20 protein-coding genes are annotated in these 25,963 nt (G+C 70.7%); 7 read left to right on the top strand and 13 right to left on the bottom strand.

The window, feature by feature from the left end; all coding sequences use genetic code 11:
- Window positions 1-4: 4 nt before the first annotated feature.
- The 3 genes from ADL01_RS06330 to ADL01_RS06320 all read left to right on the top strand — a co-directional run bounded on the left by ADL01_RS06330 (window position 5) and on the right by ADL01_RS06320 (window position 2,725).
- The gene (locus ADL01_RS06330) at window positions 5-1,153 is read left to right on the top strand and encodes a hypothetical protein (protein ID WP_234354524.1); all 1,149 of its coding nucleotides are present in this window, start codon (window positions 5-7) and stop codon (window positions 1,151-1,153) included.
- On the top strand, window positions 1,150-1,959 hold the full coding sequence (locus ADL01_RS06325) for a glycosyltransferase family 2 protein (RefSeq protein WP_053740893.1): 810 nt from the start codon (window positions 1,150-1,152) through the stop codon (window positions 1,957-1,959). The genes ADL01_RS06330 and ADL01_RS06325 overlap by 4 nt, the downstream gene beginning before the upstream one ends.
- Before the next feature lie 88 nt (window positions 1,960-2,047).
- Entirely contained in the window at window positions 2,048-2,725 is a 678-nt protein-coding gene (locus ADL01_RS06320; protein WP_078960352.1) for a hypothetical protein, read from the top strand.
- Window positions 2,726-2,973: 248 nt separating this feature from the next.
- Here the strand turns inward: ADL01_RS06320 and ADL01_RS06315 are convergent, their stop codons facing one another.
- Window positions 2,974-3,873 carry a glycosyltransferase family 2 protein gene (locus ADL01_RS06315; RefSeq protein ID WP_053740892.1) on the bottom strand — a complete coding sequence of 300 codons (900 nt, stop codon included), beginning with the start codon at window positions 3,871-3,873 and terminating at the stop codon, window positions 2,974-2,976.
- Complete coding sequence (locus ADL01_RS06310; RefSeq protein ID WP_053740891.1) at window positions 3,870-5,909, bottom strand: O-antigen ligase family protein; 2,040 nt, start codon at window positions 5,907-5,909, stop codon at window positions 3,870-3,872. Before ADL01_RS06310 ends, ADL01_RS06315 begins: the two co-directional genes overlap by 4 nt.
- Before the next feature lie 125 nt (window positions 5,910-6,034).
- Here ADL01_RS06310 and ADL01_RS06305 point away from each other — a divergent pair, with 125 nt between their 5' ends.
- Window positions 6,035-6,706: a hypothetical protein gene (locus ADL01_RS06305; protein ID WP_053740890.1), complete on the top strand. Its 672-nt coding sequence runs from the start codon at window positions 6,035-6,037 to the stop codon at window positions 6,704-6,706.
- A gap of 65 nt (window positions 6,707-6,771) precedes the next feature.
- Here ADL01_RS06305 and ADL01_RS06300 read toward each other — a convergent pair whose 3' ends face one another.
- The 8 genes from ADL01_RS06300 to ADL01_RS06265 all read right to left on the bottom strand — a co-directional run bounded on the left by ADL01_RS06300 (window position 6,772) and on the right by ADL01_RS06265 (window position 17,985).
- Window positions 6,772-7,818 carry a glycosyltransferase family 2 protein gene (locus ADL01_RS06300; protein WP_053740889.1) on the bottom strand — a complete coding sequence of 349 codons (1,047 nt, stop codon included), beginning with the start codon at window positions 7,816-7,818 and terminating at the stop codon, window positions 6,772-6,774.
- Between the two features lie 95 nt (window positions 7,819-7,913).
- A complete protein-coding gene (locus ADL01_RS06295) occupies window positions 7,914-11,471 on the bottom strand; it encodes a DUF4082 domain-containing protein (RefSeq protein WP_234354523.1) in 3,558 nt (1,185 codons plus the stop codon).
- A gap of 120 nt (window positions 11,472-11,591) precedes the next feature.
- On the bottom strand, window positions 11,592-12,713 hold the full coding sequence (locus ADL01_RS06290) for a DegT/DnrJ/EryC1/StrS family aminotransferase (protein ID WP_053740887.1): 1,122 nt from the start codon (window positions 12,711-12,713) through the stop codon (window positions 11,592-11,594).
- Window positions 12,710-13,399 carry an acetyltransferase gene (locus ADL01_RS06285; protein WP_053740886.1) on the bottom strand — a complete coding sequence of 230 codons (690 nt, stop codon included), beginning with the start codon at window positions 13,397-13,399 and terminating at the stop codon, window positions 12,710-12,712. Before ADL01_RS06285 ends, ADL01_RS06290 begins: the two co-directional genes overlap by 4 nt.
- The gene (locus tag ADL01_RS06280) at window positions 13,396-14,535 is read right to left on the bottom strand and encodes a DegT/DnrJ/EryC1/StrS family aminotransferase (RefSeq protein ID WP_078960351.1); all 1,140 of its coding nucleotides are present in this window, start codon (window positions 14,533-14,535) and stop codon (window positions 13,396-13,398) included. The genes ADL01_RS06285 and ADL01_RS06280 overlap by 4 nt, the downstream gene beginning before the upstream one ends.
- Window positions 14,532-15,530, bottom strand: coding sequence for an NAD-dependent epimerase/dehydratase family protein (locus ADL01_RS06275; protein ID WP_053740885.1), 999 nt, complete (start codon window positions 15,528-15,530; stop codon window positions 14,532-14,534). The genes ADL01_RS06280 and ADL01_RS06275 overlap by 4 nt, the downstream gene beginning before the upstream one ends.
- Window positions 15,531-15,559: 29 nt before the next feature.
- Window positions 15,560-16,615 carry a Gfo/Idh/MocA family protein gene (locus tag ADL01_RS06270; RefSeq protein ID WP_199834766.1) on the bottom strand — a complete coding sequence of 352 codons (1,056 nt, stop codon included), beginning with the start codon at window positions 16,613-16,615 and terminating at the stop codon, window positions 15,560-15,562.
- Window positions 16,616-16,638: 23 nt separating this feature from the next.
- The gene (locus ADL01_RS06265) at window positions 16,639-17,985 is read right to left on the bottom strand and encodes a sugar transferase (protein ID WP_234354522.1); all 1,347 of its coding nucleotides are present in this window, start codon (window positions 17,983-17,985) and stop codon (window positions 16,639-16,641) included.
- 380 nt (window positions 17,986-18,365) lie between these two features.
- Here ADL01_RS06265 and ADL01_RS06260 point away from each other — a divergent pair, with 380 nt between their 5' ends.
- From ADL01_RS06260 to ADL01_RS06250, 3 genes are read left to right on the top strand one after another with little or no spacing between them, the layout of a single operon-like run.
- A complete protein-coding gene (locus tag ADL01_RS06260) occupies window positions 18,366-19,214 on the top strand; it encodes a glycosyltransferase (protein ID WP_053740882.1) in 849 nt (282 codons plus the stop codon).
- Between the two features lie 29 nt (window positions 19,215-19,243).
- A complete protein-coding gene (locus ADL01_RS06255; RefSeq protein WP_063783464.1) occupies window positions 19,244-20,533 on the top strand; it encodes an MFS transporter in 1,290 nt (429 codons plus the stop codon).
- Between the two features lie 34 nt (window positions 20,534-20,567).
- The gene (locus ADL01_RS06250; RefSeq protein WP_053740881.1) at window positions 20,568-21,590 is read left to right on the top strand and encodes a TolB family protein; all 1,023 of its coding nucleotides are present in this window, start codon (window positions 20,568-20,570) and stop codon (window positions 21,588-21,590) included.
- Between the two features lie 21 nt (window positions 21,591-21,611).
- Here the strand turns inward: ADL01_RS06250 and ADL01_RS06245 are convergent, their stop codons facing one another.
- The 3 genes from ADL01_RS06245 to ADL01_RS06240 form a co-directional block, all read right to left on the bottom strand.
- Window positions 21,612-22,388: a DUF899 domain-containing protein gene (locus ADL01_RS06245; RefSeq protein WP_053740880.1), complete on the bottom strand. Its 777-nt coding sequence runs from the start codon at window positions 22,386-22,388 to the stop codon at window positions 21,612-21,614.
- Entirely contained in the window at window positions 22,385-22,828 is a 444-nt protein-coding gene (locus tag ADL01_RS47435; protein ID WP_324614580.1) for an alpha/beta fold hydrolase, read from the bottom strand. Before ADL01_RS47435 ends, ADL01_RS06245 begins: the two co-directional genes overlap by 4 nt.
- 132 nt (window positions 22,829-22,960) lie before the next feature.
- On the bottom strand, window positions 22,961-25,789 hold the full coding sequence (locus ADL01_RS06240; RefSeq protein ID WP_053740879.1) for a helix-turn-helix transcriptional regulator: 2,829 nt from the start codon (window positions 25,787-25,789) through the stop codon (window positions 22,961-22,963).
- Window positions 25,790-25,963: the final 174 nt, after the last annotated feature.

Genomic DNA, 25,963 nt, shown 5'->3' with positions numbered 1-25,963 from the left:
CCCCATGTCACGGCGCGTCAGCCGCAACTCCCTCGCGGTACCGCTGCTCGCGGGACTGCTGGCGGTTCTGGCAGTGGCCTGCTCGGGATCGGAACACTCCACGGCGCAGCATTGCCCGGCCGACGGGCCGATCTGCCGTACGAGCAGCCCCCCACCGTCACCGAGCGCCACCGCGTCGGCGACGGTCGGCGGGGCGACGGACCGCCCCTCCCCCTCCCCCACGCCGTCGCCGACGGCCAGGCTCACCCCGGCGAAGAAGCCCACCCCGGCCGGGAAACCGACCCCGCCGACGGCCACCCGCAGTGCGCCCGCCACTCCGGTGGCCAGAACCAAGTGCGACTCTCCGGGCGACTGCGGCTTCCCCGACGCCGACAGCACCGGTCCGCGTATCGCCCTCAAGCCCAAAAAGACCGGGGCCTGGGCGATCCGTACCGACGGGCTCGTCATCCGGGGCCAGGACATCACGGGCTCGCTCGACATCTACGCGAACAACGTCACCGTCATCGACACCAGGATCACCTCGGACAACTGGTGGGGCATCAACCTGCGTCCCGGATACAGCGGTCTGAAGGTCCTGCACTCCACCGTCACGGCGGTGCCGGGCAAGGGTCCGGACAACGGCGGCGTGGACTACGCGGTGTCGAACATGGGGGGCAGTCCCATCGAGGTCGGCTGGTGCGACGTCTCGGTGTTCGGCGACGCCCTGTCCATGGGGCAGGGAAACCTGCACGACAACTACGTGCACGACATCGTTCCGTTCGTCAACCTGGGCGGCGAGTGGCAGCACACCAACACCGTGATCAGCGGCGGCGGCAACACCGGGCACCTGGTCATCCGCCACAACACCCTGCTGAACCCGAACAGCCTCAAGCAGGGTGCCTCGGGCAGCATCGGCCTGTTCGCCGACACCGGAGTGGTCCGCAACGTCACCGTGGACGACAACTGGATCGCGGGCGGCGCGTACGCCCTCTACGGCGGCAGCACCGGCGCCACCGGGATCAGGGTCACCGGCAACGTCTTCTCCACGGAGTACCACCCCGGGTCCGGCGGCTACGGCGTGGTCGCCCACTGGAACGCCGGGGGCGCCGGAAACGTGTGGCGCGACAACCGGATGTCCGACGGCCGCCCGGTCGAGCCGGAGCCGACGTCATGAGCGGGATCGTCAGCGGGGCGGTACGCCGGGTCGCACGGGCGCCCTGGACGCTGCTCAAGGCGTTGTTCGGCTGGCTGGTGCTCTACGAGATCAGGAACAAGGTCCTGCTGGCCCCCACCGCGGTGCGGCTGCGCCGGACCGAGGACGCCGAGACCCGACGCCTGGCCGCCACTCTGCCGTCGCCGCCCACGGCGCTGGTCGCCACGGTGATCGCCACCCACCGACGTCCCGAGGCGCTGCGGGCCGCGGTGCGCTCGGCGCTCGACCAGACCGTTCGCGACCAGGTCGTCATCGTGGTCGACGACGGCGCCGGACTGTCCGAACTCCCCGACGATCCACGGCTGTTCGCGGTCTCCCTGGCGCACAACACCGGCACGGCCGGGATCGTCCGCAATGTGGGCATCCGCCTCAGCCGCTCGCGGTACGTGGCGTTCCTGGACGACGACAACCTGTGGGAACCCGACCATCTGGAACGGGCGTTGGCTGTCCTGGAGTCCCCCGGCGGGCCCGCCGGCGTCTACACGGCGCTGCGCCGCGTCCTGCCCGACGGTAGCGAACGGGACGTCCTTTCGGTGCCCTTCGACCGGCGCAGGGCGGCCCGCGAGTCCTTCCTCGACACCAACGCCTTCGTCGCCCGCCGCAACGGCTCTCTGCACTTCAGCCGGCTGCGCCGGACGCCGGAGGTGATGCCCCGTGAGGACTGGGAGCTGATCCGCCGGTACGGCCGCGGGCACCGGGTCGTCCATGTGCCGCACCCCACCGTCCGGTACCTGGTGAACCCGGCCAGCTTCTACACCCAGTGGTGACGGCCGGGTAATCCGCCCGGCCCCGCCAATCGTCACTCCCCTCTCCTTCATCTCGCTCTCTCGTTCCGACCACAGGTGGTTGATCCCAATGGCCCGCTCCCGCGCCCTCCGAAACAAGTTCGTCGACGCGCCCGGTTCGCTGGGCGAACGCATGCGCGTCGCCCGCTGGGAGCGGTTCGGGCGCTGCTTCCCCGGCATCGAGAACATGAGCGTCGTGGACCTGGGCGGAACGGCCGAGATGTGGCTGCGCGCGCCCGTGCGCGCCAAGCACGTCCACCTGATCAACCTGGCGGAGCATCCCGCCGAACTGCCCGACTGGATCACCGCGGAGGTCGCCGACGTCACCGATGAGGCGGTCGCCGCCGAACTGAGTGCCACCGGCGGCTACGACCTGGTGTTCTCCAACTCGACGATCGAGCACGTGGGCGGCCACAGCCAGCGCCGCAAGTTCGTGTCGGCCGTCGAGTCGCTGGCCCCGCTGCACTGGATCCAGACGCCGTACCGCTACTTCCCCGTCGAGCCGCACTTCGTGGCTCCTGGCTTTCAGTTCCTGCCGCTGGCCGCCAGGGCCCGTCTCGTCCGGCGCTGGCCGCTCGTCCACAGCCGACCCGACAGTCCGGAGTCGGCGATGGACGCGGTGATCAACATCGAGCTGCTGACCCGCACGGAGATGCGCTATCTGTTCCCCGGGTCGGTGCTGCTCAGCGAGCGGGTGCTCGGTGCGCCGAAGTCGCTCATCGCCGTCAGAACGGAGCCGGTGCGTTAGACAACCTGGCCTACAGGCATGACGCGGACCGGTTGCTGCGTCGTGGCTTGTCGCGCAGTTCCCCGCGCCCCTTATAGGGGCCGGGGATTCGTCGCGGGGACCGGGCGTGGCGGGGAGGTCGTGGCACTACGGGGGTGCCGGGAAGAGTTGTCGGGCGGCTGCCGCGCCGTTGTGGCTTGTCGCGCAGTTCCCCGCGCCCCTTTTGCGGGGGCAGGGTTTCGTCGCGGGGACCGGGCGTGGCGAGGAGGTTAGGGGGCCGGAATTTTGTTCAGGGCTCCCGGTTTTGCCAGGGCGGTTGCCGCTGCTCGTGCGGCTGGGCGGCCCAGGGCGGCTCGGGAGGTTTCGCGGAGGAGGACGGCCGTGCGGAAAGCGGCCGTCGCGAGGGGGCCGTGGCGCCTGCGGTACAGGCGGACGCGGTTGAGGGTGAGGAGGGTCCAGAGGCGGGGGGACACCTGGGAGTCGCCGCCCAGGTGGACCGCCTCGGCTGTCGGTTCCAACTGTGTGGCGTAGCCACGGTCCCGCGCGCGCAGGCAGTACTCGGTCTCCTCCGAGTAGAGGAAGAAGGACTCGTCCCACCGGCCGCAGGCGGCCAGACACTCCGCCGAGATGGCCATGAGCGCACCCGTCGCCCAGTCCGCGCGTGTGGGCCGCTGATACGCGGAGGCGTCGGTCACGAGCTCGCTCAGGCGCGGGAAGCGTCCGGCGCGGGTGTTTCCGATGACGGCCTCGCCGAGCGCCCGCAGCACACTCGACTCGCGGCGCAGGGAGTGGTGGGGCGTGTCCCTGCCCTCTTCGTAGAGGAGGGGTACGGCGATCCCCACACCGTCCCCGAGACTGTCCACGACGCGTTTCGCGCAGCCCTCCCGCATCCGGATGTCGGGGTTGCAGATGAGCGCGGGGCCGTGATCGCCGGCCGCCCCCAGCGCCGCGTTGACCCCGGCCGCGTACCCGGCGTTGCGGCCGGTCTGCACGACCGTGGCGTCGGGGGCCAGCGTCCGGAGAACCTCGACGGTGTCGTCGGCGGAGTCGTTGTCGGCGACGACGAGCCGCCAGTCGAGGCCGGCCATGCCCTCGGGAAGCGCGGCGAGGAACCCGGGGAGCACCGAGGCGCTGTTCCAGGTGACGACGATGACGGCGACGGTGCTCATCGGGACTCCACGAGTTGGGGAAGCTCGGCTTCGGATGCCTCGGCGGGGACGGGGATCGCGGCGGGTGCCTGAGCGGCGGCGGCCTCCCGGCGGATGAAGCCGAGGTAGCTGCCGCCGGCCCCCAGGGTCAGGAAGAACATCCCGGCGTACATGGGGAAGCTGAGCGCGTCGAAGGTGGCGCTGATGACGAGGGCGACCAGCGCCGAGGCGAGGAACGCCTGTCCGAGTTCCCGGTCCGAGTCGTCGCGGGCGAGGCGGCGGATGGCACCGCCGGTGTGGATCCCGGTGACGAACAGGGCGAGCAGCGCGACGAGCCCCACCACGCCCATCTCGGCCAGGGTCAGCATGTACTGGTTGTCCGTGAAGAAGTACAGGTCGGGGGTGAAGGTGCCGAATCCGCGTCCGAACCAGGGATGTTCGTCGAGATACGGGACGATCGCGCCGTACTTCACGGTGCGCGCCTGGGTGCTGCTGTCGGAACCGGCGAAGAAGGTGGCGAACAGGTTGGTGATGGTGCCGATCAGTCCGGGAATGATCACCTTGAAGCCGGCCACCGAACCCAGGACGATCCCGATCGCGGCCCAGCGGCGCGCCGGCTTCCAGCGGGGCACCATCACCAGGATCACGATGGCGGCGCCGATGATGGACGTCCGGGACACCGTCAGCGGAAGCGCGCCCGCCATGATCGCCACCGGGGCCCAGCGGCGCATGGCGCCGGCGTGACGGCGTACGGGATCGAACGCCTGGTGGACGGCGAAGGGGACCAGGATGGCCAGCATCCCGCCGAACTCCAGCGGATGGGCCGTGGTGGAGCGCGGCCGGGTGAACGAGCCGCGGTCCATGGCGCTGATCCCGGCGGTGCTGGACTGGAGGCCGGGGATGTGGATGGAGTCGGCGATGTTGGTCGCCGCGAAGAAGTCGTAGTAGCCGATCAGGGCGACCACCGTGCCCAGGACGACGAGTCGGCGCATCAGGGTCTCGAGCCGGCCGCGCTCCTGGATGCCGGCCGAGGCCAGCACCACCAGCGCCACCCACACGCCGAGTCCGATGAGCCCCCGGTCGGCCCCGAGGACCTCCTGGTGGGAGCTGTCGCGGGACGCGTCCGCGAGGTACGACAGCAGCACCGCCACGGCGAGCACGCACATCGCCACGCGCGGCAGCCTGGTGCCCTCGGCGGGACGGATACGGCCGCCGAGCCAGGTCGCGAGGTACCAGAGGAGTCCCAGCAGGGCGAAGACGTTGGCCGGGGTGCCGACACCGCCGAGCGCGGGCAGGGTGAGGTTCGACGGGACGAAGAAGGCCAGCGCCAGATAGCCGGTGAGGATCGTCGTGGCGTCAAGGCTGCGCACCAGCGGGCCCCTTGGCGTCTGCTCGGGGGGCTTGGCGCGGTGGCGCCGGGGGACGTATCCGGCCGTGGCGCGTCCGCGGCGGCGGACCACCGCGACTCCCTCGGCCAGGATGGACAGCAGGAACGCGCTGACCATCCCGACGATGAGCACCGCGGCGATGTTCTGGTACCGGGCCTTCGACTGTGAGACCGGTGTCTGCGGCAGTACGACCGGCGCTGCCTGCACGGAGTACTTCGCCGGCACCCTGGAGGCCGCCTGAAGGGCCTTCAGCTGCTCCGCGGCGAACTTGGTGAGCGTGGCGGTCTCTTGCAGCACGTTCGCCCGGTCGGTGCCGGTGACACTCAGGGTGAGCAGCGGGCTGTCGGCCTCCGGTGCGAAACCGGCCGTGTAGCGGTCGGTGACACCTCGGGAGTGCAGTTCCTTGGCCGAGTCGCTCGACTGGAGCGTCCTGATCAGCACGTCCGCCGTGACGACGAGGGTACCGCCCGCGTTCGAGATGGGGTTGCCGAAGGTCGGCGCCATGTCGGCGACCGCCGTGGAGTCGAGGAGCGTGACGGAACTCTGCGACGCGTAGGAGACCGGGATGGTCCGGTACAGGTATCCGCCGGCGAGAAGACTGAGCAGGGTGAGCGGCACCATGAAGTACCAACGCCTGCACATGATCGCCCAGATGTCGCCGAGGCTCATGAGTTCTCCCCCCGGCCCGGTGCCGCGTGACCGGCCGTCCGGGCTGCGGCCCGGCTTGGGCCTCGTGATCTGGTGGCGGTCCGCCCCCGCGCCTGCGAGGATCGGGGTCGACGGAAGGAATCACTGTGTCGCCCCGTGACGTCGCCGAAGCGCTGCTCCGCCGCTGGTATGTCCTTGTGCTCGCGCTCCTGCTGACAGCCGCCGGGGCCTATCCGGTGATCCGCCCCGCCCCGCAGTACGTGAGTTCGGCGGTCGTCGTCCTCAAGCCGCCGATGACGGGGAGTCAGCCGAACCAGCTGACGAATCTCCAACCGCCGCTCGCCACCCTCTCGTACGGGGTCATCCAGCAACTCGTGTCGCCTGCGGGACGCAAGGAGTTGAGCTCCGCCGGCGTCCATGGCACATACCAGCTGATCCCACGCAACAGCGGCACCAGCGCGACGCCCGCCTATCTGATCCCCTCGTTGCAGGTACAGGCGCGGGGCGCGGACCCGGTCGCGGCCGACACGACGGTCCGCAGGATCATCGACGTCTACGCGAGGCATGTGGCAGAGGTCCAGGAGGCACAGGGGGTCTACGCGGAGGCGCGGATCAACCCCTCCGTGCTGGTCGCCCCGAGCGCCGCCCCGGTCCAGGGCACCAAGAGCCGGGCGCTGGCCGGTACGGCGCTGCTGGGCGCGACCGTCGCGCTGCTGAGCGCGCTGTGGTTCGACCAGTACGCGCTGCGGCGCAGGAACAGGAAGGACGCCGCCCGGGAGCCAGGTGTCCAGGTCGGTGGCGTTCCGGTGGCGGGCTGAGTCCCGGGGCGGACGCTGGGCGCCGCGACAGGGGTCGGGCGGGGCCGGTGGGTTGAGCGTGGTCATCAGATGCCGCGGCGCTTCCAGGACTCCCACCACAGCCACTCCCGCCCGCGTTCGGCCACGGCAGACCACACCAGCGGTTGCAGATACGGCATCGTCCTCGCTCCGATCTGCTGTCTCAGCCGCAGCGCGCGGTACTCGGGCAGGGCCTCGTACTCCGGCAGGCACTCCTGCGCGAAGGCCACGAGTTCGTCGACCGGGACGACGTCGGTGCGCCCCCGGTCGTAGGCGCGGTAGGCGCGGCGCAGCGCGAAGCGGGCCAGACGGGTGTGCACCGCGCCGGCCAGCCGGTCGGCCTGCGGCAGCAGGTCGGCGCACTTGTCGAGTACGGAGTCGTAGGCGACGAGGCGCTGGCGGAGGTCGTCGAGCTGGCCGCCGAAGTCGGTGGTCGACATGTTGTTGCCGTGGACGCGGTAGAAGGCCTGGTCGGCCCCGCGTACGTAGCCGACGTCGGCGCGGGCGGCGAGCCGCATCCACATCTCGATGTCGCCGGCGTGCGGCAGTTCGGGGTCGTAGCCGCCGACCTCGCGCTGGAGGCTGGTGCGGACGACGACCTCGGGCGAGGTGATGCAGCCGGTGCCCTCGCGGAAGCGGCGGTCCAGCCACCAGTGCCCGGGGTAGACGACCGAACCGGTCCCGCTCGTACGGGCCTTGGGCAGCGGGCCGCCGTGCTGGAAGCGCAACGGGCGGCCGTAGGCGAACCCCGCCTCCGGGTGGGCGTCCAGCAGCGCGGCGGCGCGTACCAGGGCGCCGGGGACCAGCCGGTCGTCGGCGGACAGGAGTGCGACGTAGTCGCCGTCGGCCCACTCGAGGAGGCCCTCGTTGTAGGTGGCGATGTGGCCCTTGTTGCTCTCGTGGACGCGCACCTGGATGCGCGAGTCGGAGGCCGCCAGCTTGAGCGCGGTCTCCGCCGAGTCGTCGGGCGAGGCGTCGTCGATGATGAGTACGCGGACGTCAACGCCGTCCTGCTCGTCCAGGACGCTGCTCACGCAGTCGGCGAGGAAATGGCCGTACTTGTAGCACGGGATCACAACACTGACGGTGCTCATCGGTTGGGAAAGCCAATCCCCGGCGGTGGCCCCCCGCGCGTGTGCGGGAGGCCACCGACAGTGGGTTGTGGTCGGTCGGTTCTTCTCGTGGACGGTCAGTTCTTCTTGTGGACGGTCTTGCTGGTGAGGGTCCAGACCCGGGACGCCACCGTGTGGCGCTGCTTGTCCTGGGCCATGACCGTGATCTTGAACCGCGTGCCGTCCGGCAGCGGGGCGGACAGGTGGACGGACACCTTGTGGGTGGCCCGGTTGTAGGAGAGGACGGCCTTGACCTTGAGCTTCGTCGCGGCGGCGGCCGTGGCGCCCGGCAGGACGGTCACCGTCGCCTTCACCGTCGACAGCTTGGCCGTGCTGGGCACTGCTGTGACCAGGGCGTTCGCGGAGTCGGCGGTGTGCGCCAGCGAGGAGGTCGTCACCTCGGAGGAGGTGGCGGGCTGCGCCAGCGCCGCGGACGGGTCGTCGGCGGTGAAGACCGGGCCCACCCAGTAGTTCGCGGATCCGTAGGAGCCGTTGGGGAAGGCCACGCCGCTGCCGTACCGGTACAGCCCGTTGTGGGCCGTGCTGATGTCGGCGGTGGCGGTCAGCGGATAGGACTTGTGGGCCGACGCGAAGTAGCCGCCGTCCACCGCGTAGTTGCCGTTCGGCGCGTGGTAGGAGACGACGTACGCGGTGTCGGCGCTGATCGCCGCCGGGTTCGCGAACGTCATCGTCTGCCAGCCGGAGGCGGACTCGGTGGTGAAGGTGCCGGAGGCGAGGAGCGTGCCGTCGGCGGACCAGAGGCTGCCCGTATGGGTGCCGGTGTTGGTGGCGCCCTTGTAGAAGGTGACGCCGGTGACCCAGCCGCTCGCCGAGGACTGGAACCTGGTGCCCAGTTCGAGGGAGTTGGGGTCGTCGGTGACGGCGGTCCTGGCCGGCACCGTGCCGGAGTTCCACAGCGTGCAGGGGCAGCTGACCCCGGGCGGCATGGAACTGGTGGTGAACGACCAAGTCACCGGCGCCGTCATGGCGTTGCCCCACAGGTCCTCGGCCTGGACGGACGCGGTGTACGTGGTGTGCAGTTCCAGTTCGGTCGACGGGGTGAAGGTCGCCTTGTTCGACGCGGGGAGCGTCTTGGTGCCCGGCACGGTGTTGCCGTTCGGGTCCTTCAGGGTGAACGTCAGGGTGTCGGTGTCGATGGCGTGGTCGAAGACGGCCGACACGGGTGCCGTGATCGACGCGTTGGTCGCCCCCGAGGTCGGGGACTTCGAGGTGACGACGGGCGGGGTCGTACTGGCCGCCGCGGTGTCCAGCACCACGTCGACCCAGTAGTTGCTGCCCGAGGACGCCGAGGACGGGAAGGCGCTGGTCGAGCTGTAGCGGTAGACGCCGTTGCCGCCGTCGGTGCCGGACTGGAGCGCGGTGAGCGGGGCGAGTCCCGCCGCGCTGCCGGAGAAGTAGCCGCCGTCGTAGGAGTATCCGCCGTTGGGGGCGAAGTACGAGGCGACGTAGGTGGTGTTGGCCTTGACGGTCACCGGGCTGGCGAAGTTCAGCTGCTGCCAGCCGGAGGCCGTCTCGTTGGTGAAGGTGCCGGTGGCCAGGCGGGTGCCGGAGGCGCTCCACAGGCTGCCGGTGTGGGTGCCGGTGTTGGCGGGTGACTTGTAGAAGCGGACGCCGGTGATGGAACCGGCCACCGTGGTGCGGATCTTGACGCCGAGCTCCAGCGGACCGCCGTCGCCCCCGTTGATGGTGCCGGGCACGGTGGTGGCGGGCCAGATGGTGCAGGGGCAGGCCTGCGGGCCGACGGTCACCGGGATGGTGGTGACGGCGCCGATGTTGACGCTGTCGTCCACCGCGCGGACCTTGATGGAGGCGGCGCCCGGGGCGGTCGGCGTCCAGCTGTAGGTCCACGACGTCAGTCCGGTGGCGGCGTTCCAGGTGGTTCCGCCGTCGGTGGACACCTCGACGCGGGCCACCACGCCGCCGGAGTCGGTGGCGGTGCCGGTGATGTTGACCGGCTTCAGTGCCGGGACGGTGACCGAGGAGGCCGGGCTGGTCACGGTGACGGCCGGGCCGGCGGTGTCGGTGGTGGCCGTGGCGGAGGAGAGGTTGCTCTGCAGGGTCAGCGGCTGGACGCCCATGTCGGCGAGGACGTTCACCGTCGCCTGCTGCATCCGGCTGTCCTCGGTGACCACGACGTCGGCGGGGTCGTACGCGGGGAGGTTGGTGAGACCCCACGACCACTGCACGGTCCCCGCGCCGAACACCAGGGCCCCGGAATCCTGGTCACGGAACTCGACGAGATTGTGCGTCGCCGTGCCGTTGCCGTACATGTTGCCCCAGTCGAGGCGGTACTTGCCGTCGTTGATGTCCACCGTCGTGGACGACACGTCGATGGCTCCGGCGGGCCTGGTGCTGTTGGTGAGATCGCTGTCCCACTCGTAGCCGAGGGTGCCGGTCGGGAAGGTGGCGGTCTGGCTCGCGTTGAGGTTCGCGATGGAGGTGTTGCGCCAGATCCGGTTCCTGCCGTAGGCGCCGGGAACCGTGATGGCGTCGGCGCGGTAGCCGTTCACCGTGAACATGGAGCCGGTGAGGATGTTCGGCGGCTGGTAGGTCTGCCCGTAGTTGGTGCTCGTCGGGTCCATCCAGGTGCCGGTCCAGGTGCCGCTGGGGTCGGCGATGCCGTTGCCCTGCGCCATCTTGGTCATCTTGTAGCAGACCAGGGTCCGGTTCGCTGTGTTCGTGCCGTCGTTGCTCGCGGCGAGCCGGGTCTTCCAGAAGACCTCGTTGCCGCTGAAGAAGGCCTGCCGGACGCCGGCCTTCCTGGCCGCCAGGACGTTGGAGTACTGGCTCTGCGTCCAGTACTCGTCATGGCCGGAGGACAGGTACACCTTGTGCTTCGGCAGCAGGGTCGCGCCGTTGGTCGACACGTCCACGCCCGACAGATAGCTGACGTCGTATCCGTTGCGCTCCAGCCAGGACAGCATCATGAACTCGGAGCCGTAGATGCCGTTGTCACCACCGATGTCCAGCGGCCGGTTGTAGCTGACCTCGTAGGCCCGGCCGTCGGGCGCGGGGCCCGCGCCCCCGTAGAGGTCCTGGCCGCCGTAGTCGTTGTAGGCCTGCCAGGTCTGGTCGCTGGTCTGTAGGACGACGTCGGAGGTACTGGAGTCCTTGCGCACGACGAACGGGTACGGCATCAGGCCGTCGCCGTCGTTCTGCGTCAGGTTGGCGATGTACAGGCCGGACACGGCGTCGCCGGGCACCGTCCAGTTCGCCGTCACGGGCCAGTTGCCGCAGTCGACCAGGCCGGTGCCGCTCTTGGTGGTGCAACCGGCGGGGCGGTTGAAGTAGTTGGCCGGATAGGTCACCGCGGTCTGGGCCGGGGTCGATATCAGGCGCGCCCCGTCACCGCCGTACCAGCCCAGGCGGTAGATCTCGACGTGGTACGAGACCGGCGACTGGACCTTGAACTGGACGGTGTCACCGGCCTGGACGCTCTCCTTGGTGGAGAACCCCTTGATGCCACCGTAGGAGTTGGGCGAGTACCAGTCGGACATGGGGCTGCCCGGCTTGGAGTTCTCGCAGACGACCGGGTTCGAGCCCGCTCCGCAGGGATCGGATGCCGCCTGGGCGGGGAGGGCGCTCGGAAGCACCGCCCATATCAGCGCTGCCACGACGGCGAGGCGCCCGCCCCGGATCCGTCTGCTCCATCTGTTCATGTGTACCTCTCAGCGGTGCTGTGCACTGTGCGGACCGACCCGTGAGTCGGGGTGGAGCGTGAATGTGGGGGCCGATCAGCTGTGGAGCGCCTTGGCGAGCGTGTCCACGACGCGCTGCTGCTGATCGGGGCTTATCTGGGGGAAGAGCGGCAGCGAGAGGATCCGCTGCGCCGCCTTCTCGGCGTGGGGGAAGTCGCCGGGGGTGTGGCCGAGATGCCGGTACGCCTCGGTGAGGTGGACGGGGGCCGGGTAGTGCACCCCGGCGCCGATGCCCTCCGCGTTGAGCTTGCCCACCAGGTCGTCGCGGTCCGCGCCGGAGACCTGGACGACGTACAGGTGCCATACGTGGAGGTTGCCGGGGTCCGTCGTCGGGAGCACGATCCGTCCGGCGGACGCCAGTTCGGCGAGCAGTTCGTCGTAGCGGGCCGCCGCGGCCCGCCGGGCCGCGTTGCCGTCCGCGAGCCGCGCCAGCTTCGCCCGCAGGACGACGGCCTGGAGTCCGTCCAGCCTGCTGTTGAACCCGGGGACGTCGTGGCGGTACTTGGCGACTCCGCCGTGGTTCGCGATCGCGCGGATGAGGTCGGCCGACTCCTCGTCGTCGGTGAGCACCGCGCCCGCGTCGCCGTACGCGCCCAGGTTCTTGCCCGGGTAGAAGCTGGTCGCCGCGATTCCGCCGCTGCCCGGCGACCGGCCGTCGCGGGTGGCGCCCTGGCACTGGGCGGCGTCTTCGACGAGCCGTACGTGGTCGGGCAGTTGAGCGGACAGCTCCGTCACTTCGGCCATCTGTCCGTACAGGTGCACCGGCACCACCGCGCGGGTGGCCGGGCCGACCGCGTCCAGGGCGGCCTGCGGGTCGAGCAGGTAGGTGTCGTCGGGCAGGCAGTCCGCGAGGACGGGCCGTGCGCCGATCCGGGCCACCGCGCCCGCGGTGGCGATGAAGGTGTTGGCGGGTATGACGACCTCGTCGCCGGGCCCGACCCCGCTCGCGCGCAGGGCGAGTTCGACGGCGTCGGTGCCGTTGGCGACGCCCACGCAGTGGGCGACACCGCCGAAATCGGCGTACTCGCGCTCGAACGCCCGCACCTCGTCGCCGCCGATGAAGGCGGTGTTGGCCAGGATCCGTTCGAATCCGGCCCGTACCTCCTCGGCGACTTCCTCGTGGGCCGCCTTGAGGTCCACCAACGGAATCTGGTTCATGCGACTGGTCCCCCCAGTTGCTGTGTCAACAGTTCGTCGAGCGCGGGCGCCGCCGCCTCGCGCAGCCGCCGGGCCGGGCTCCCCACCCAGACCTCGCCCGGTGGCACATCACCGAGCACGGCGCTTCCCATCCCGATCAGCGACCAGGCGCCGACCACCGTGCCCTCCCTGACCAGGGCGCCGGAGCCGACATAGGCACCCCGCTCCAGCCGGGCTCCCCCGCCCAGCCGGACGCCGGAGGCGATCGTGGCGAAGTCCTCGACCACGTCGTCGTGGGTGAGGACGGCGTGCGGCATCACCGCGACATGCGCGCCCACCTCCACGGCCGCGGTCAGCACGCAGTGCGCGAGCAGCACCGAGCCGGGGCCCACCCGCGAGGTCGCCGACACCGACACCGTCGGGTGGACCACGGTGGCGTAGCGGTGCGTGGGCAGGCCCAGCCTGCGGACCAGACGGGCGCGGGACGCGTAGTCCCGGGGGTTGCCCACGCAGATCACGACCCGCGTCTCGGGCAGGTCGTGGACCAGGTCGCAGCCGCCGAGTACGGGCACGCCGTCCACCTCGGTTCCGTGCAGGGCGGCGTTGTCGTCGAGGTGCCCGAGCAGCTCGATGTCACCCGCGTCCCGTACGGCCTGTGCGGTCTCCCGGGCGAAGCCACCCGCGCCGATGATCAGCAGTCCGCTCATCCACGGGCCTGTTCACGCAGGACCGCCACGACGCGGTCCTGCTGGGCCTCGGTGAGCGTGTGGAACAGCGGCAGGATCAGCGAGTCGCGGCTGATGCGCTCGGTGACCGGCAGGGGGGCGCTCGGGTGGCCCTCGTAGGCGGGTTCGAGGTGCGAGGCCATGATCCCGCGCCGGGCGGAGACGCCGGCCTCGGCGAGCACGGCGAGCAGGTCGTCCCGGCCGGCGGGGAAGTCCTGGTCCAACAGCACCCAGTAGGACTGGAAGTTGCTCTGCCCGTGCTCGGGGTCGCGCACGGGGGTGAGGCCCGGGACGTCCCGCAGCAACACGTCGTAGCGCGCCGCCAGTTCGCGTCGGCGGGCGATCATCGCGTCGAGCTTGTCGAGCTGGACCAGACCGATCGCGGCCTGGACGTCCGTCATCCGGTAGTTGTAGCCGACCTCGAGGTAGCTCTCCAGGACCGGCTTGCTGCTCGAATGGCGTTCGGCGGCCGACGCGTTCATCCCGTGCTCGCGCAGCCGGCGCAGCCGCGCCGCCCACTCCGCGTCGTCGGTGGTGATCATGCCGCCCTCGCCGGTGGTGACGAGCTTGCGGGGGTGGAAGGACCAGGCGGCGATCAGCGCGCCCTGTCCGACGGGCTTGCCGCCGACGGTCGAGCCGATGGCGCAGGCCGCGTCCTCGACGAGGGGCAGGTCCCAGTCGGCGCAGGCGGCGCGCAGGCTGTGCACGTCGGCCGGTACGCCGCCCTGGTGGACGGCGAGAACGGCCTTGGTGCGGGGGGTGCGGACGGCGTCCACGGTGGTCACTGTCAGGTTGCCGGTGGCGGGGTCGACGTCGGCGAACACGGGCTCGGCGCCGACGTAACGTACCGCGTTGGCGGTGGCGATGAACGACAGTGACGGCACCACGACCTCGTCGCCGGGCCCGAGGCCGAGCGCGACGAGGGACAGGTGCAGGGCGGTGGTGCAGGAGCTGACGGCGATGCCGTGCTCCGCGCCCACCCGCTCCGCGAACGCCCGCTCGAACGCGGCGACCCGGGGGCCCTGGGCGACCCACCCGGACAGCACCGCGTCGGAGGCCGCCTTGGCCTCCTCCTCGCCGAGCCAGGGGATCATCACGGGGATGCGGTCGGTACTCACTTGGCGGCCTCCGCAGCGGCGTCGGCGTCGGCGGCGCGCTCGGCACGCCACCACTCCACCAGGTCCTTGAGCCCCGTACGCATGTCGATGCGCGCCGTGAAACCGAGCCGCTCGGCGGCCTGGGTGGTGTCCGCGAGCCGCCGGACCACCCCGTTCACCGCGCGGGCGGGCCCGTGCTCCGGCTCCAGGTCCGACGCGCCCATGGCCTCCAGTAGACCGTCGGCGAGTTCGCGCAGCGAGGTCTCCGTACCGCTGGCGACGTTGAACACCTCGTCGGTGAGATCCGACTCGGCGGCCAGCACGTTCGCTCTGGCGATGTCCCGGACGTCGACGAAGTCCATGGTCTGCGTGCCGTCGCCGAGGATCAGCGGCGGTTCGCCCGCCTCGATGCGCTCCATCCAGCGGATGAGCACCTCGGTGTAGAGGCCGTGGATGTCCATCCGGGGGCCGTACACGTTGAAGTAGCGCAGCGCCACGTAGTCCAGGCCGTACATGGCGTGGAAGCTGCGCAGCATGCCCTCGTTGAAGGCCTTCGCCGCGCCGTAGAACGTGTCGTTGTTGTACGCGTGGTGACGCTCGGTCGTCGGAAACGTCTCGGCCATGCCGTATACGGACGCGGAGGACGAGGCGATCACCTTGCCCACCCCGGCCTCGGCGGCGGCCTCCAGGACGTTGAAGGTGCCGTCGACCATCACCTCGTTGGCCAGCCGGGGTTCCTGTGCGCACTGGGTGATACGGATCGCGGCGAGATGGAACACCAGATCGGCGCCCTCGGTGACCTTCCGCACCGTGGCGGCGTCCCGGATGTCACCCTCGACGATCTCCACGACCCCGCTGGGCAGGGCCTTGGCGAGGTTGGCCCGGCGGCCCCGGACGAAGTTGTCCAGCACCACGATCTCGCGGGCGCCGCCCTCGGCCAGGAGGTCGACGAGGTTGGAGCCGATGGTGCCCGCTCCCCCGGTGACCAGGATCTTCTTGCCTCGTACGCTGCTCAACTGCCCTGCCCTCTCAGTGAATGGGAACGTCAACGCCCGGCACGCAGTCCGACGACCGCGCCCTTGAACTCCAGGCTCCGGGAGGCCGCCTCGAGGATGTCCAGCACCCGCAGGCCCGCCCGGCCGTCGGTCAGCGGCGCCCGGCGCTGTCTGATCGAGTCGCCGAACTCGTCGACCATGCTGCGCAGCGCTTCCTTCTCGCCGATGGCGGGCGCGACCATGTCGCCGGAGCGGTACGAGACGAGCATGTCCCGGCGCTCGTCCGCGCCGATCTCCTGCGGCGCGGCCAGGTCCACGCCCCGGTCGAAGATGGCCACGCGCTGGGCGGGGTTGAGGTCGTCCCAGATCAGGGTGCGTTTGGCGCCGCCCACCATGGTGGTGCGGACCTTGGTCGGTGACAGCCAGTTGACGTGCACGTGGGCGATGGCCCCCGTGTTGAGCTGAAGCGTCAGATAGGCGACGCAGGCCTGTCCGGCGCCGATCGGGTCGGCCCCGTGGGCGGCGACGGCGACCGGTTCGACGTTGTCCGGGAGGATGAAGTCCAGGATCGACAGGTCGTGCGGGGCGAGGTCCCACATCACGTCGATGTCCTTCTGGACGAGCCCCAGGTTGATGCGCACCGAGTCGACGAAGTGGATGTCGCCGAGCTCCCCGGAGCGGACCAGTTCCCGTATACGACCCACGGCGGGCGTGTAGCAGTAGGTGTGGTCGCACATCAGGGTCAGGCCGCGCTCCTCCGCCTCGGTGACCAGACGCATCCCGTCGGCGTAGGTCGCCGCGAGGGGCTTCTCCACGAGGACGTGCTTTCCGGCGCGCAGGGCGGCCAGGGCGATGTCGAGGTGGGTGCCGGCGGGCGTGGCGACGGCGACGGCGTGCACCGACGGGTCGGCGAGGACGGCCGCGTAGTCCGCGGTGGCCTGGACGGTCGAGTAGCCGCCGAGGACGCGCTGGGCGCGGTCCACGTCGAGGTCGCACAGCCAGCGCAGCCGGAACTGCTCGCTGGACTGGAAGTTGCGGACGAGATTGGGACCCCAGTAGCCCGCCCCGACGACCGCGACGCCCAACGGCTCGGTGGTCTGCGTCACTTGGTTCCTCTTCCCTCGGTCCATCAGTAGGCCCCCGTTCCGCGCACCACGGCGGACCCGGTGCGCGCCAGAATCTCCAGGTCGAGTCCCATCGACCAGTTGTCCACGTATCCGAGATCGAGCCGGACCGCCTCGTCCCACGGCAGGTCGGAACGCCCGCTGACCTGCCACAGCCCGGTGAGACCGGGCTTGACGAGCAGTCGGCGCTTGACCTCCGCCGGGTACTCCTCGACCTCCTCCGGCAGCGGCGGGCGCGGGCCGACGAGCGACATGTGGCCGCTCAACACGTTGATCAGCTGCGGCAGTTCGTCGATCGACGTGCGGCGCAGTACCGAGCCGACCCGGGTGATCCGGGGGTCCTCCTTCACTTTGAACAGCAGTCCGTCGCTGTTCTCGTTGAGGTGTTCCAGTTCCGCCCGCAGAGCTTCCGAATCCGGCCGCATGGTGCGGAACTTGAACATGGTGAAGTGGTCGCCGTACCGGCCCACCCGCTGCTGCCTGAACAGTGTCGGCCCGGAACTGTCCAGCCGGACGATCAGGGCGATCAGCAGCAGGGGCAGCGCGAGGAGCGCCAGGAGCACCGCCGCGAGCGACCGGTCCAGGAGTTCCTTGGGCAGCCGGGAGATCCGGGTGAGGTTGGGTGCCTGGATCCGCAGCAGCGGCACCCCGTTGGTGGGGCGTACCGCCAGCCGGGGCGCCGACACGTCGGTCAGTACGGGTGCCAGCAGGAATTCGACGCCCTGCACGGCGGCTGTCCAGGACATCCGGCGTACGACGGAGGCATCGGAGTCGGGAACCGGCAGCACGACCACGGTGCCTATGCCCATGACCCGGACCACGTCGTCCATGTCGCCGACGCCGCCGAGGACGGGAAGGCCCAACTTGTGGATCTCCGCCCGGTTCTTAGGATCGCTCAGGCACACGCCGGCGACCTGCAGTTCCTGTGCGCCGCCGCGACGCAGTACGGCGACCAGCTCCACGATGCCGCGAGACGGCCCGACCAGGAGCGTCGCGCTCCGGTCCCGGCCGCGCGCCCATCTTCGGTGCAGCCGACGGCGCAGCACGTAGCGGCCCGGCAGGGCGATCGCGACAACGGGCGCTACGGCCATGACCATGTCATGGAGTAGAGCTTCGTCGTGCGCCAGCAGATAGTGCGCACCCGCGGCCAGCGCCGGCAGCGTGAGCGCGCCTCGGAGCACCCGTCGGTACTCCTTGGTTCCCAGACCCAGGACGGTGCGGTCGTAGGAGCGATGGACGAGCATGGACAGGATCCACATCGGAGGCAGCACCAGGGCCACCGGCCAGCGGCCATAGGCCGCGTGGATCAGGAAGGCCGCGACAACGGCGGCGAAACCGTCCGCGACCAGCAAGGAGAATCGATACTTCCGATCCCAACGTCTTCGGCGAGCCTCGGGCCGTCTGCGTCCCACGACCAGTTGCTCATGCGTGACCTCAATGGCCATGCTCCCCCCACCACATGCGCGGCTACCCCCCGATCGAAGTGCCCTCCACACAGCGGCACTGGAAATCAAGGGAGCTACAGCGGTTCCCCAACCGCCTCACGCCCCCCAGCATGCACTTTCCTGCAAGTTCAAATCCGTGCAAAAAGCCGCACCGTGACACGTAGTCAAGGAACAGTTCCCCACCCAAATCGGTCCGGCGGCACTCAATCTAGACCACCAAACGCAACAAGGGGAACGGTTGAACGAAACACACATCGCATTAGTGACACTGACGGCATACTGCCCATGTGACGAGCATCGTGATCCCGGCCCACAACGAGGGGCAAGTCATCGGCCGACTCCTCGATTCGCTGCTGGCCGGCCCCGCCGAGGACGAGACGGACATCGTCGTCGTATGCAACGGTTGCACCGACGACACCGCACAGGTCGCGGCCGCTCGGGGACCGCGCGTCCGGGTGGTCGACATACCCACCCCCTCGAAACACGCCGCCCTGCGCGCGGGAGACGACCACGCACGCGGCTTCCCCCGCGTCTACGTGGACGCCGACGTCGTGATCACCGGCGCCGACGTACGGGCGCTGACGCAGCCCCTGGGCGACGACGCCTCGGACGTCCTCGCCACCGCCCCCGAGCGGCAGATCCCGCTGGCCGGCTGCGCCTGGCGGGTGCGCGCCTACTACCGGGTGTGGCAGCAACTCCCCGCCGTACGCGCGGGACTGTTCGGCCGGGGCGTCATCGCGGTCTCCAAGGCCGGGCACGCCCGGATCGCCGCACTCCCGCCGCTGATGGCGGACGACCTCGCGGCGTCCCTGGCGTTCACGCCCGAGGAGCGGCTCGTGGTCGGGGCGGCGAGTGTCGTGGTCCACCCGCCGCGCACCTGGCAGGACTTGATGAAACGACGGGTGCGGGCCGCGGTCTCCACGGCCCAGGTCGAACAGCATCGAGCACCCGAGGAGGCCTCGGCGCGCACGAGTACGGCGGATCTGAAAGCCCTGGTCCGCAGGGATCCGAAGCTCTTCATGAGTGTCGTAGTCTTCGTCGCGGCAGCGGTCGCCGCCCGCCGGAGAGCCGGTAAGGCCATCCGGGCCCAGGACTTCGGCACCTGGCTACGGGACGAGAGCAGCCGGCAGAACTGAGCGCACCGCACCTGGAGTTCGACTCGATCATGTATCTCACCGACCGTTCCGCCCCCGCGCGGGCGGACAGCGAACAGGGCCGAAGACGCGGCGCGGGGCACCGGGTCGCGCCGGTCGTGCTCGTGCTCGGCTCGGTCAGCCTGATAACCGACATCTCCTCGGAGATGGTCACCGCCGTTCTGCCGCTCTACCTCGTCACCACCCTCGGCTTCACCCCGCTGGTCTTCGGCACCCTCGACGGCGTATACAACGGCGCCGCCGCGCTGGTCCAGCTCACCGGCGGGCACCTCGCCGACCGGGTGCGCAACCACAAGCTGATGGCCGGAATCGGTTACGGACTGTCCGCGCTGTGCAAACCGCTGCTCCTGCTCGTGAGCAGCGTCGGCGCCCTCGGCACGGTGCTCGCCCTGGACCGCACCGGCAAGGGCCTGCGCACCGCCCCGCGCGACGCGATGATCTCCCTGTCCACCCCGTCCGAGAAGCAGGGCCGCGCCTTCGGCGTACACCGGGCGATGGACACCACCGGCGCGATGCTCGGCCCGCTGGCCGCCTTCTTCATCCTGCGCGCGGCGGCCGACGGCTACGACGCCGTGTTCGGCGTGAGCGCGTGCGTCGCCGTCCTCGGGGTGCTCGTGCTCGTCCTGTTCGTACCCGGCAAACGGGGCGGTGCGCGGCCGGACGACGCGGGTGCGCCGGACGACGCGGGTGCGGCCGACGGCAAGCCGCCCGTGCGCGTGCGCGAAGCACTGGCGCTGCTGAAGCTGCCCCGGCTGCGGGCACTCGCCGGCTGCGCCGCGCTGCTCGGCCTGACGACGGTCAGCGACGCCTTCGTCTATCTGCTCCTGCAACGGCGCGCGGACATCGGCGACGCGTGGTTCCCGCTGCTGCCGCTGGGCACCGCCGCGGTGTTCCTGCTGCTCGCCGTACCCCTCGGCGCGCTGGCCGACCGGATCGGGCGGCGCACCGTGTTCCTCGCCGGGCATGTCAGTCTGCTCACCGGCTACGCCCTGCTGCTGTGGGCCCCGGCCACGCCGGCCCTGCCCTTCCTCGTACTCGCCCTGCACGGCGTGTTCTACGCGGCCACCGATGGTGTGCTTCCGGCCGCCCTGGCCGACATCGTGCCCGAGCATCTGCGCGCCACCGGCCTCGCCCTCGTCGGGACCAGCCAGGCGCTGGCCCGCTTCTGCTGCTCGCTGGCCTTCGGCGCCGCCTGGACGGTGTGGGGCGACGGTCCGGCGCTGGCCGGATCGGCGATCGGTCTGCTGTGCTGCGCGGCCGTCGCGGGCACGGTGCTGCGGCCGACTGACGAAACCCGATGACCACCACCACCGTCCCAAAGCCCCGGGGATCCACATGACATCGCTGCGCCGCCGCCTGCTGATACTCGTCACCGGGGTACTGCTCCTCGCGGGCCTGGCAACCGGCGTGGTCCTGCACGCCGCCGACCGCGCCGACCGGGCGAACCGACCACAGCCGGGCGACCCCGTCATCAGTACGGGCAAGCTGACGCTCGACCAGAAGAGCCGTCTGGCGTTCGTCAACGCGGCCGCCGGTCCGCACCGCACCGCGGTCGCCTCGGTCCCGTCCACCGACCCCGGGGCAGGCCGGACCGCGTCCGACCTGAAGTGCGCCCGCTTCTACGCGGCGGCCGGCACGGGCATCTGCCTCCAGTCCGTCCCCGGTGTCCTCAAGCAGAGCAACCGCGCCCTGATCCTGGACGCCGACCTCCGCACCCTGCGCACCTACCCGCTCGCGGGTGCCCCCAGCCGGGCCCGGGTCTCGCCCAGCGGCCGCTTCGTCGCCTGGACCGTCTTCGTCTCCGGCGAGTCCTACGCGTCCGCTTTCTTCTCCACCCGGACCACGGTCCTGGACACCCGCGCGATGAAGCTGACGCCCAGTCTGGAGACGTTCTCCATCGTCCTGGACGGCAGGCCCTACCGCGCCTCGGACGTCAACTTCTGGGGCGTCACCTTCGCCTCCGACGACGACACCTTCTACGCCACCCTCAACACCGGCAACAAGACGTACCTGGTCCGCGGGTCCCTCTCCGCACGCAAGGTCACCACCATGACCGAGAACGTGGAGTGCCCCTCGCTCTCCCCCGACGAAACACGCGTCGCCTTCAAGAAGCGGGTCCTGTCCCGTACCTCCCTGTGGCACGAATACGTCCTCGACCTGAGCACCCTGAAGGAAACGGCGCTCGCCGAACGCCACAGCGTCGACGACCAGGCCACCTGGCTCGACAACAACACCGTCGCCTACGCCCTCCCCACCAACGGCGAGATCGGCAGCAGCGACCTGTGGACCGTGCCCGCCAACGGCACGGGCAGCCCACGCCTGCTGATCCCGGGGGCTTCTTCGCCGGCGCCGCTGTAGTCGCTCGCCTGCGGCGTCGGCCTACTCGGTGACCATCGGGGTGTCGTACTCGTCGTGGCGGCGCCACCAGAAGCCGGTCTCGTTACGCCCGAGTGGTGTGCGGTCGAGCCACTGGTACATGCCCCAGAGGCCGTCCACCCCGCGCGCGTATGCCGAGTAGGTGTGATAGACGACGCCGTCGTCCAGCGCGAACGCGCTCACCCCGGGCCCTTGGCGCGTGTACGTCGCCCAGTCCGTTCCCGTGCTCGACGCGATCTCGGCGAGCTCGGGGCTCACCTCGCCTTCGGACGGCCGTATGTCCGTCGTACGGAAGTTGTACTCGACGGCTCCGGACTGCCACTGCTCCTCGGTCCGGGACGTATGGAAGTCGTAGTTGAAGTCGCTGCCGAACGACGACGCCCAAGGGAAGTGCCAGCCCATCCGCTGCTTGTACGTCTCCAGTTTCGCGATCGGAGCCTCCGACACCGCGCAGAGCGTGACGTCGTGGTTCGCGAGATGAACGACGGAGCCGTCGAAGCCGTCCGCGATCGCGGAGCACGACGGACACCCGGCCGTGTATTCGGGTCCGAACATGAAGTGGTAGATGAGCAACTGCGAGCGTCCCGCGAAGAGATCGGCCAGGGATGCCGTGCCCTCGCCGGTCTGGAAGCGGTAGTCCTTGTCGATGCGAACCCAGGGCAGCTCCTGCCGCCGGCGCGCGAGTTCGTCGCCTCGCCGCGTCAGCTCCTTCTCGGCCTCGAGCAGCTCCAGCCGGGCCGCGAGCCACTCCTCACGTGTTCCGGTCCTGTGATCGGTCATCGATTCTCTCCTCTCGCTCCGCCTCCTCGGCGAGGCGCTTGACGCCCGCCGGCCGCCGATCCCAGTCGGCCGCGAGCGTGGTTATCCACCGCGCCGTCGTATCCAGCGTCGCGGGCCGCACGACGTACCGCACCTCGCGCCCGACCCGGCCACCGGAAACCAGCCCGGCACGTCCCACATCCAGGTGCAACCCAACCCTCGATCAGGGCGGCGAGGTCGTCCTCGTCCTGCCTGCGGGTGCCCTGACCCGGTACCGCCTCGCTCCGGCCGTGGCCCCGGCGGTCGTAGCTGATCACCCGGAACGACGCGCCGGCGACGGCGTCGATCGCGGGCTGCCAAGAACCGTGGTCGTTCCATGAGCCGTGCACGAAGACGAGGGGGTCGCCTTCCCCGACGGTCTCGTAATCAAGGTCCACGTCTTCCGCACGACCGACTGGCATGACGTGACTCCTCAGAGGATCCAGGGGAAGGGACATAGGGTCGGCCCGCCGTGAGGTTCTCCACCATGGCCCGCCGGGGCCCTATGCGGCACTGCCGAAGCGTCAGGCGCACGGTCTAATGCTTCGGAAGCGTCAGGAGGGCGTCGCGAGCTGGTGTGTGCGGGCGATCGCTGCCTCGGTGCGGTTTCGGACGCCGAGTTTCGAGAAAATGTGCGACACGTGCACGGCGACCGTGCGATCGCTGATGAACAGGGACCGGGCGATCTGTCGGTTGCTCGCGCCCTGGGACAGCAGGGCGAGCACCTGTGACTCACGTTCCGTCAGGTCGAACCTGCCGCGGAGCACGGCGGAACGGCCCCTCCGGGCAAGATGCGGCGTCAATCTGCCGCGCTCCGCCAGTTCCTCGGCGAGACGCAGCAGCGGCACCGCGCCGAGTGGGCCGGCCAAGCTCACGCAGGCCGCAAGGGCGCGCCCGGCCTGTTCACGTCGGCTCGCCCGGAGCGCTGTCTCGGCCTCGCGGAGGCGGGCATACGCCTCGCGGTACGGCAGACCCGCCGCACGCCACACATCGGCCACCGTCCGCCATGTCACCCGGTCGTCGGTCATGACCGTCCGGGCGTGCTCGGCGGCGGCCAGGACGCCGTAGGCGATCACCTGCGGTTCGCCGGGGTGCCGTTCGACGGCGATGCGGACCCGGTCCGAGAAGGTGCCCGCGACCGTGTCCCAGGCCGGGGGCAGTCCCTGCGGCCGCATCGATTCGGGCAGCCGCGCGAGGTCCGCTCCGACACGGCTCCCGACCGCCAGCAGCCGGATCTCCTCGGCCGAGAACATGCCCCCTCCCAGCACGATCAAGCCGCGGAGCACCTGATCCGCGGCCGTGACCGGATCACCGGCGTCGAGCGCCTGTTCCGCGAGGCAGGCGTGTGCCGGGCCGGCCACGAGCGGGTCGTCGCACGTCACGTTCAGCGCGGCGGCCAGATCCGTGGCGCGTGCCCGTTCTCCGCGGGCGACAGCCAGTTCCAGTTGCAGAAGGAGCAGATGCCTCGCGGTATACGGGGTCACCCTGCCGACAAGTTCGTGCAGCAGCCGATCGGCCGCGGCCCACCGTCCCGACGCGACGAGGATCGCCGCCGCGCCGGCCTCCAGGGCGGCGGTGAGGGTGGGCGGCGCCCCCAGGTCCTTCGCCGTTTGCCGACCGAGCCGCACCACCTCTCGAGCCTCGCTGAAACGGCCGGCGCCGGCGAGTACGTTCACCAGACCGCTCATGGCACGTACGGCATCCTCCACGGCGCCCGCCCGCTGTGCCTGGGCGCACGCCGCGCGCAACGCGTCCGCTGCGGCGCCGGGATCGCCGTACCGGGCCCGGACGACGCCGAGCGCGGTGAGGGCGTGGGCCTGTTCGGCCGGCGTACCGACCTCGTTGGCCATCTCCAGCGCGCGTCGCGCCATCGCCAGCACACCGTCCGGCGTACCGAGCAGCAGTCGCGCGGTGGCCAGCGAGCCGAGGAGCCGGGCCCGTAACGCCGACGGCGGATGTCCGTCCAGCAGTGCCACCGCCTGCTCCCGGGCCTCGACGGAGCCCCTGAGGTCGCCTGCCTCCCACCGGTGACCGCCGGCGCGTTCGAGGATCCGGGCCCGGTCCGCGGGTGTCCCCGCCTCGTTGGCGGCAAGCGCCCGCGCGCTGTGCCGCGCGGCTCGCCCGGGGTGCCCGGCCAGGGCCGCCGCCCGCTCCGCCTCCTCCCACACCCCTGGTCCCCGTTCGGGCATCCACTGCTCCAGTTCGGCGACCAGGGCGTACAACCGGTCGGCCTCCTCGTAGGCACGGGCCGTGAACGCGAGGCGCGCCCCGGTGAGGGCAGCGCCCGCGGCCTGGTCGTAACAGCCGGCCAGGTACCAGTGGTGGGCCAGCCGCGCTGGGTCCGCATCCCCTGTGCGCTGTGCGAGTGCGGCCGCGTGACGCCGGTGCAGGAAGCGGCGCTCCCCGGGAAGGAGATCGGCGTACAGGATCCGCCGGACCAGCCCGTGCGGGATGGCGTAGCCGTCGTGTGTCGTGGCCAGCAGCCCCAGGCCGACCGCCGCGCGGACCGAGGCGAGCAGCGTGTTCTCGGAGCGGCGCAGTGTCGCGGCGAGCAGCTCATGGGACATGCCTCCGTCGGCCACCGCGATCTGGTCGATCACCTCGCGGACCGGCGCTTCGCAGCGGGACGCCCTGGCCAGCACGGGCTCGGCGATCGCCAGCGGCGGCCAGTGCGGGGCGGACCGTACGAGTTCCCGCGCGTACAGCGGGTTGCCTCCCGCGGCGGAGACCACGGCGGCCACGTCCATCTCACCGGCCTGCCCGTCGTCGGCCGCGAGCAGACCGGCCACCAGGACGGCGATCTCGGGGTCTGCGAGTTTGGTGAGTCGCAGCCAGGTCACCCGGGGACGGTAGGTCAGCTCCGCGAACCAGCGCCGTGCGTCATCGCCGAGATCCTCCTCGCGGACCGTCCCGACGACCAGGACCCGCTGGCGCCGCAGCCGGACCGCGAGGAAGGCGAACAGAGCGCGGGTGGACTCGTCGGCCCAGTGCAGGTCCTCCAGCACGAACACCAGCGGAGAACGGTCCGAGAGACCGGACAGAAAGGCGAGTACCCGCTCGAACGCATACTGCCGCGCCGTCAGCACACCGCACGTCCCGTCATCGGCGAACAGCTCCTCGGCGCCGTCACGCAGCGCTTCCACGAACGGCCCGTACGGCAGGCCGGCGCCGCTCAGCGGCACCGCGGCACCGACTCGCACGCTGGTGCCGCCATGGGCGGCGACGGCCAGCACACCCAGCTCCTCCACCAGCCGGGTCTTGCCGAGACCGGCCTCGCCGGTGATCAGAAGCACCTGGGCCCGGCCGCCCGCCGCGCGCTCGTGCACCGTGGCCACGATCTTCTTTTCCCTGTCCCGTCCTACGAAGGCAGGCGATTCGCTCATACGACGCGCCTCCGCCCGGCTTCAGCACCCGGAACACCAGGACACGCGCACGTGAAACAGGCCCAGATCACGATCACTCCCCCCGTCGGACTGGTCGAGGACAGGGTGATACGCGCAGAGGCGGGCTGTCGTGCCCGGGTCCACTCATCGGACCGGCCGGCCGAGCCCGGCGGT

The sequence above is a fragment of the Streptomyces sp. NRRL WC-3618 genome (assembly GCF_001280005.1).
In the GTDB taxonomy this organism is placed as follows: domain Bacteria; phylum Actinomycetota; class Actinomycetes; order Streptomycetales; family Streptomycetaceae; genus Streptomyces.
The sequence above is the reverse complement of the archived record's forward strand: the minus strand, read 5'-3'. Positions and strand labels throughout refer to the sequence as shown.

Bases quoted from the DNA above. Each gene is read 5' to 3' on its own strand.
- ADL01_RS06330 (WP_234354524.1), top strand. From the start codon at position 5: ATGTCACGGCGCGTCAGCCGCAACTCCCTCGCGGTACCGCTGCTCGCG.
- ADL01_RS06325 (WP_053740893.1), top strand. From the start codon at position 1,150: ATGAGCGGGATCGTCAGCGGGGCGGTACGCCGGGTCGCACGGGCGCCC.
- ADL01_RS06320 (WP_078960352.1), top strand. From the start codon at position 2,048: ATGGCCCGCTCCCGCGCCCTCCGAAACAAGTTCGTCGACGCGCCCGGT.
- ADL01_RS06315 (WP_053740892.1), bottom strand. From the start codon at position 3,873: ATGAGCACCGTCGCCGTCATCGTCGTCACCTGGAACAGCGCCTCGGTG.
- ADL01_RS06310 (WP_053740891.1), bottom strand. From the start codon at position 5,909: ATGAGCCTCGGCGACATCTGGGCGATCATGTGCAGGCGTTGGTACTTC.
- ADL01_RS06300 (WP_053740889.1), bottom strand. From the start codon at position 7,818: ATGAGCACCGTCAGTGTTGTGATCCCGTGCTACAAGTACGGCCATTTC.
- ADL01_RS06290 (WP_053740887.1), bottom strand. From the start codon at position 12,713: ATGAACCAGATTCCGTTGGTGGACCTCAAGGCGGCCCACGAGGAAGTC.
- ADL01_RS06285 (WP_053740886.1), bottom strand. From the start codon at position 13,399: ATGAGCGGACTGCTGATCATCGGCGCGGGTGGCTTCGCCCGGGAGACC.
- ADL01_RS06255 (WP_063783464.1), top strand. From the start codon at position 19,244: ATGTATCTCACCGACCGTTCCGCCCCCGCGCGGGCGGACAGCGAACAG.
- ADL01_RS06250 (WP_053740881.1), top strand. From the start codon at position 20,568: ATGACATCGCTGCGCCGCCGCCTGCTGATACTCGTCACCGGGGTACTG.
- ADL01_RS06245 (WP_053740880.1), bottom strand. From the start codon at position 22,388: ATGACCGATCACAGGACCGGAACACGTGAGGAGTGGCTCGCGGCCCGG.
- ADL01_RS47435 (WP_324614580.1), bottom strand. From the start codon at position 22,828: ATGCCAGTCGGTCGTGCGGAAGACGTGGACCTTGATTACGAGACCGTC.
- ADL01_RS06240 (WP_053740879.1), bottom strand. From the start codon at position 25,789: ATGAGCGAATCGCCTGCCTTCGTAGGACGGGACAGGGAAAAGAAGATC.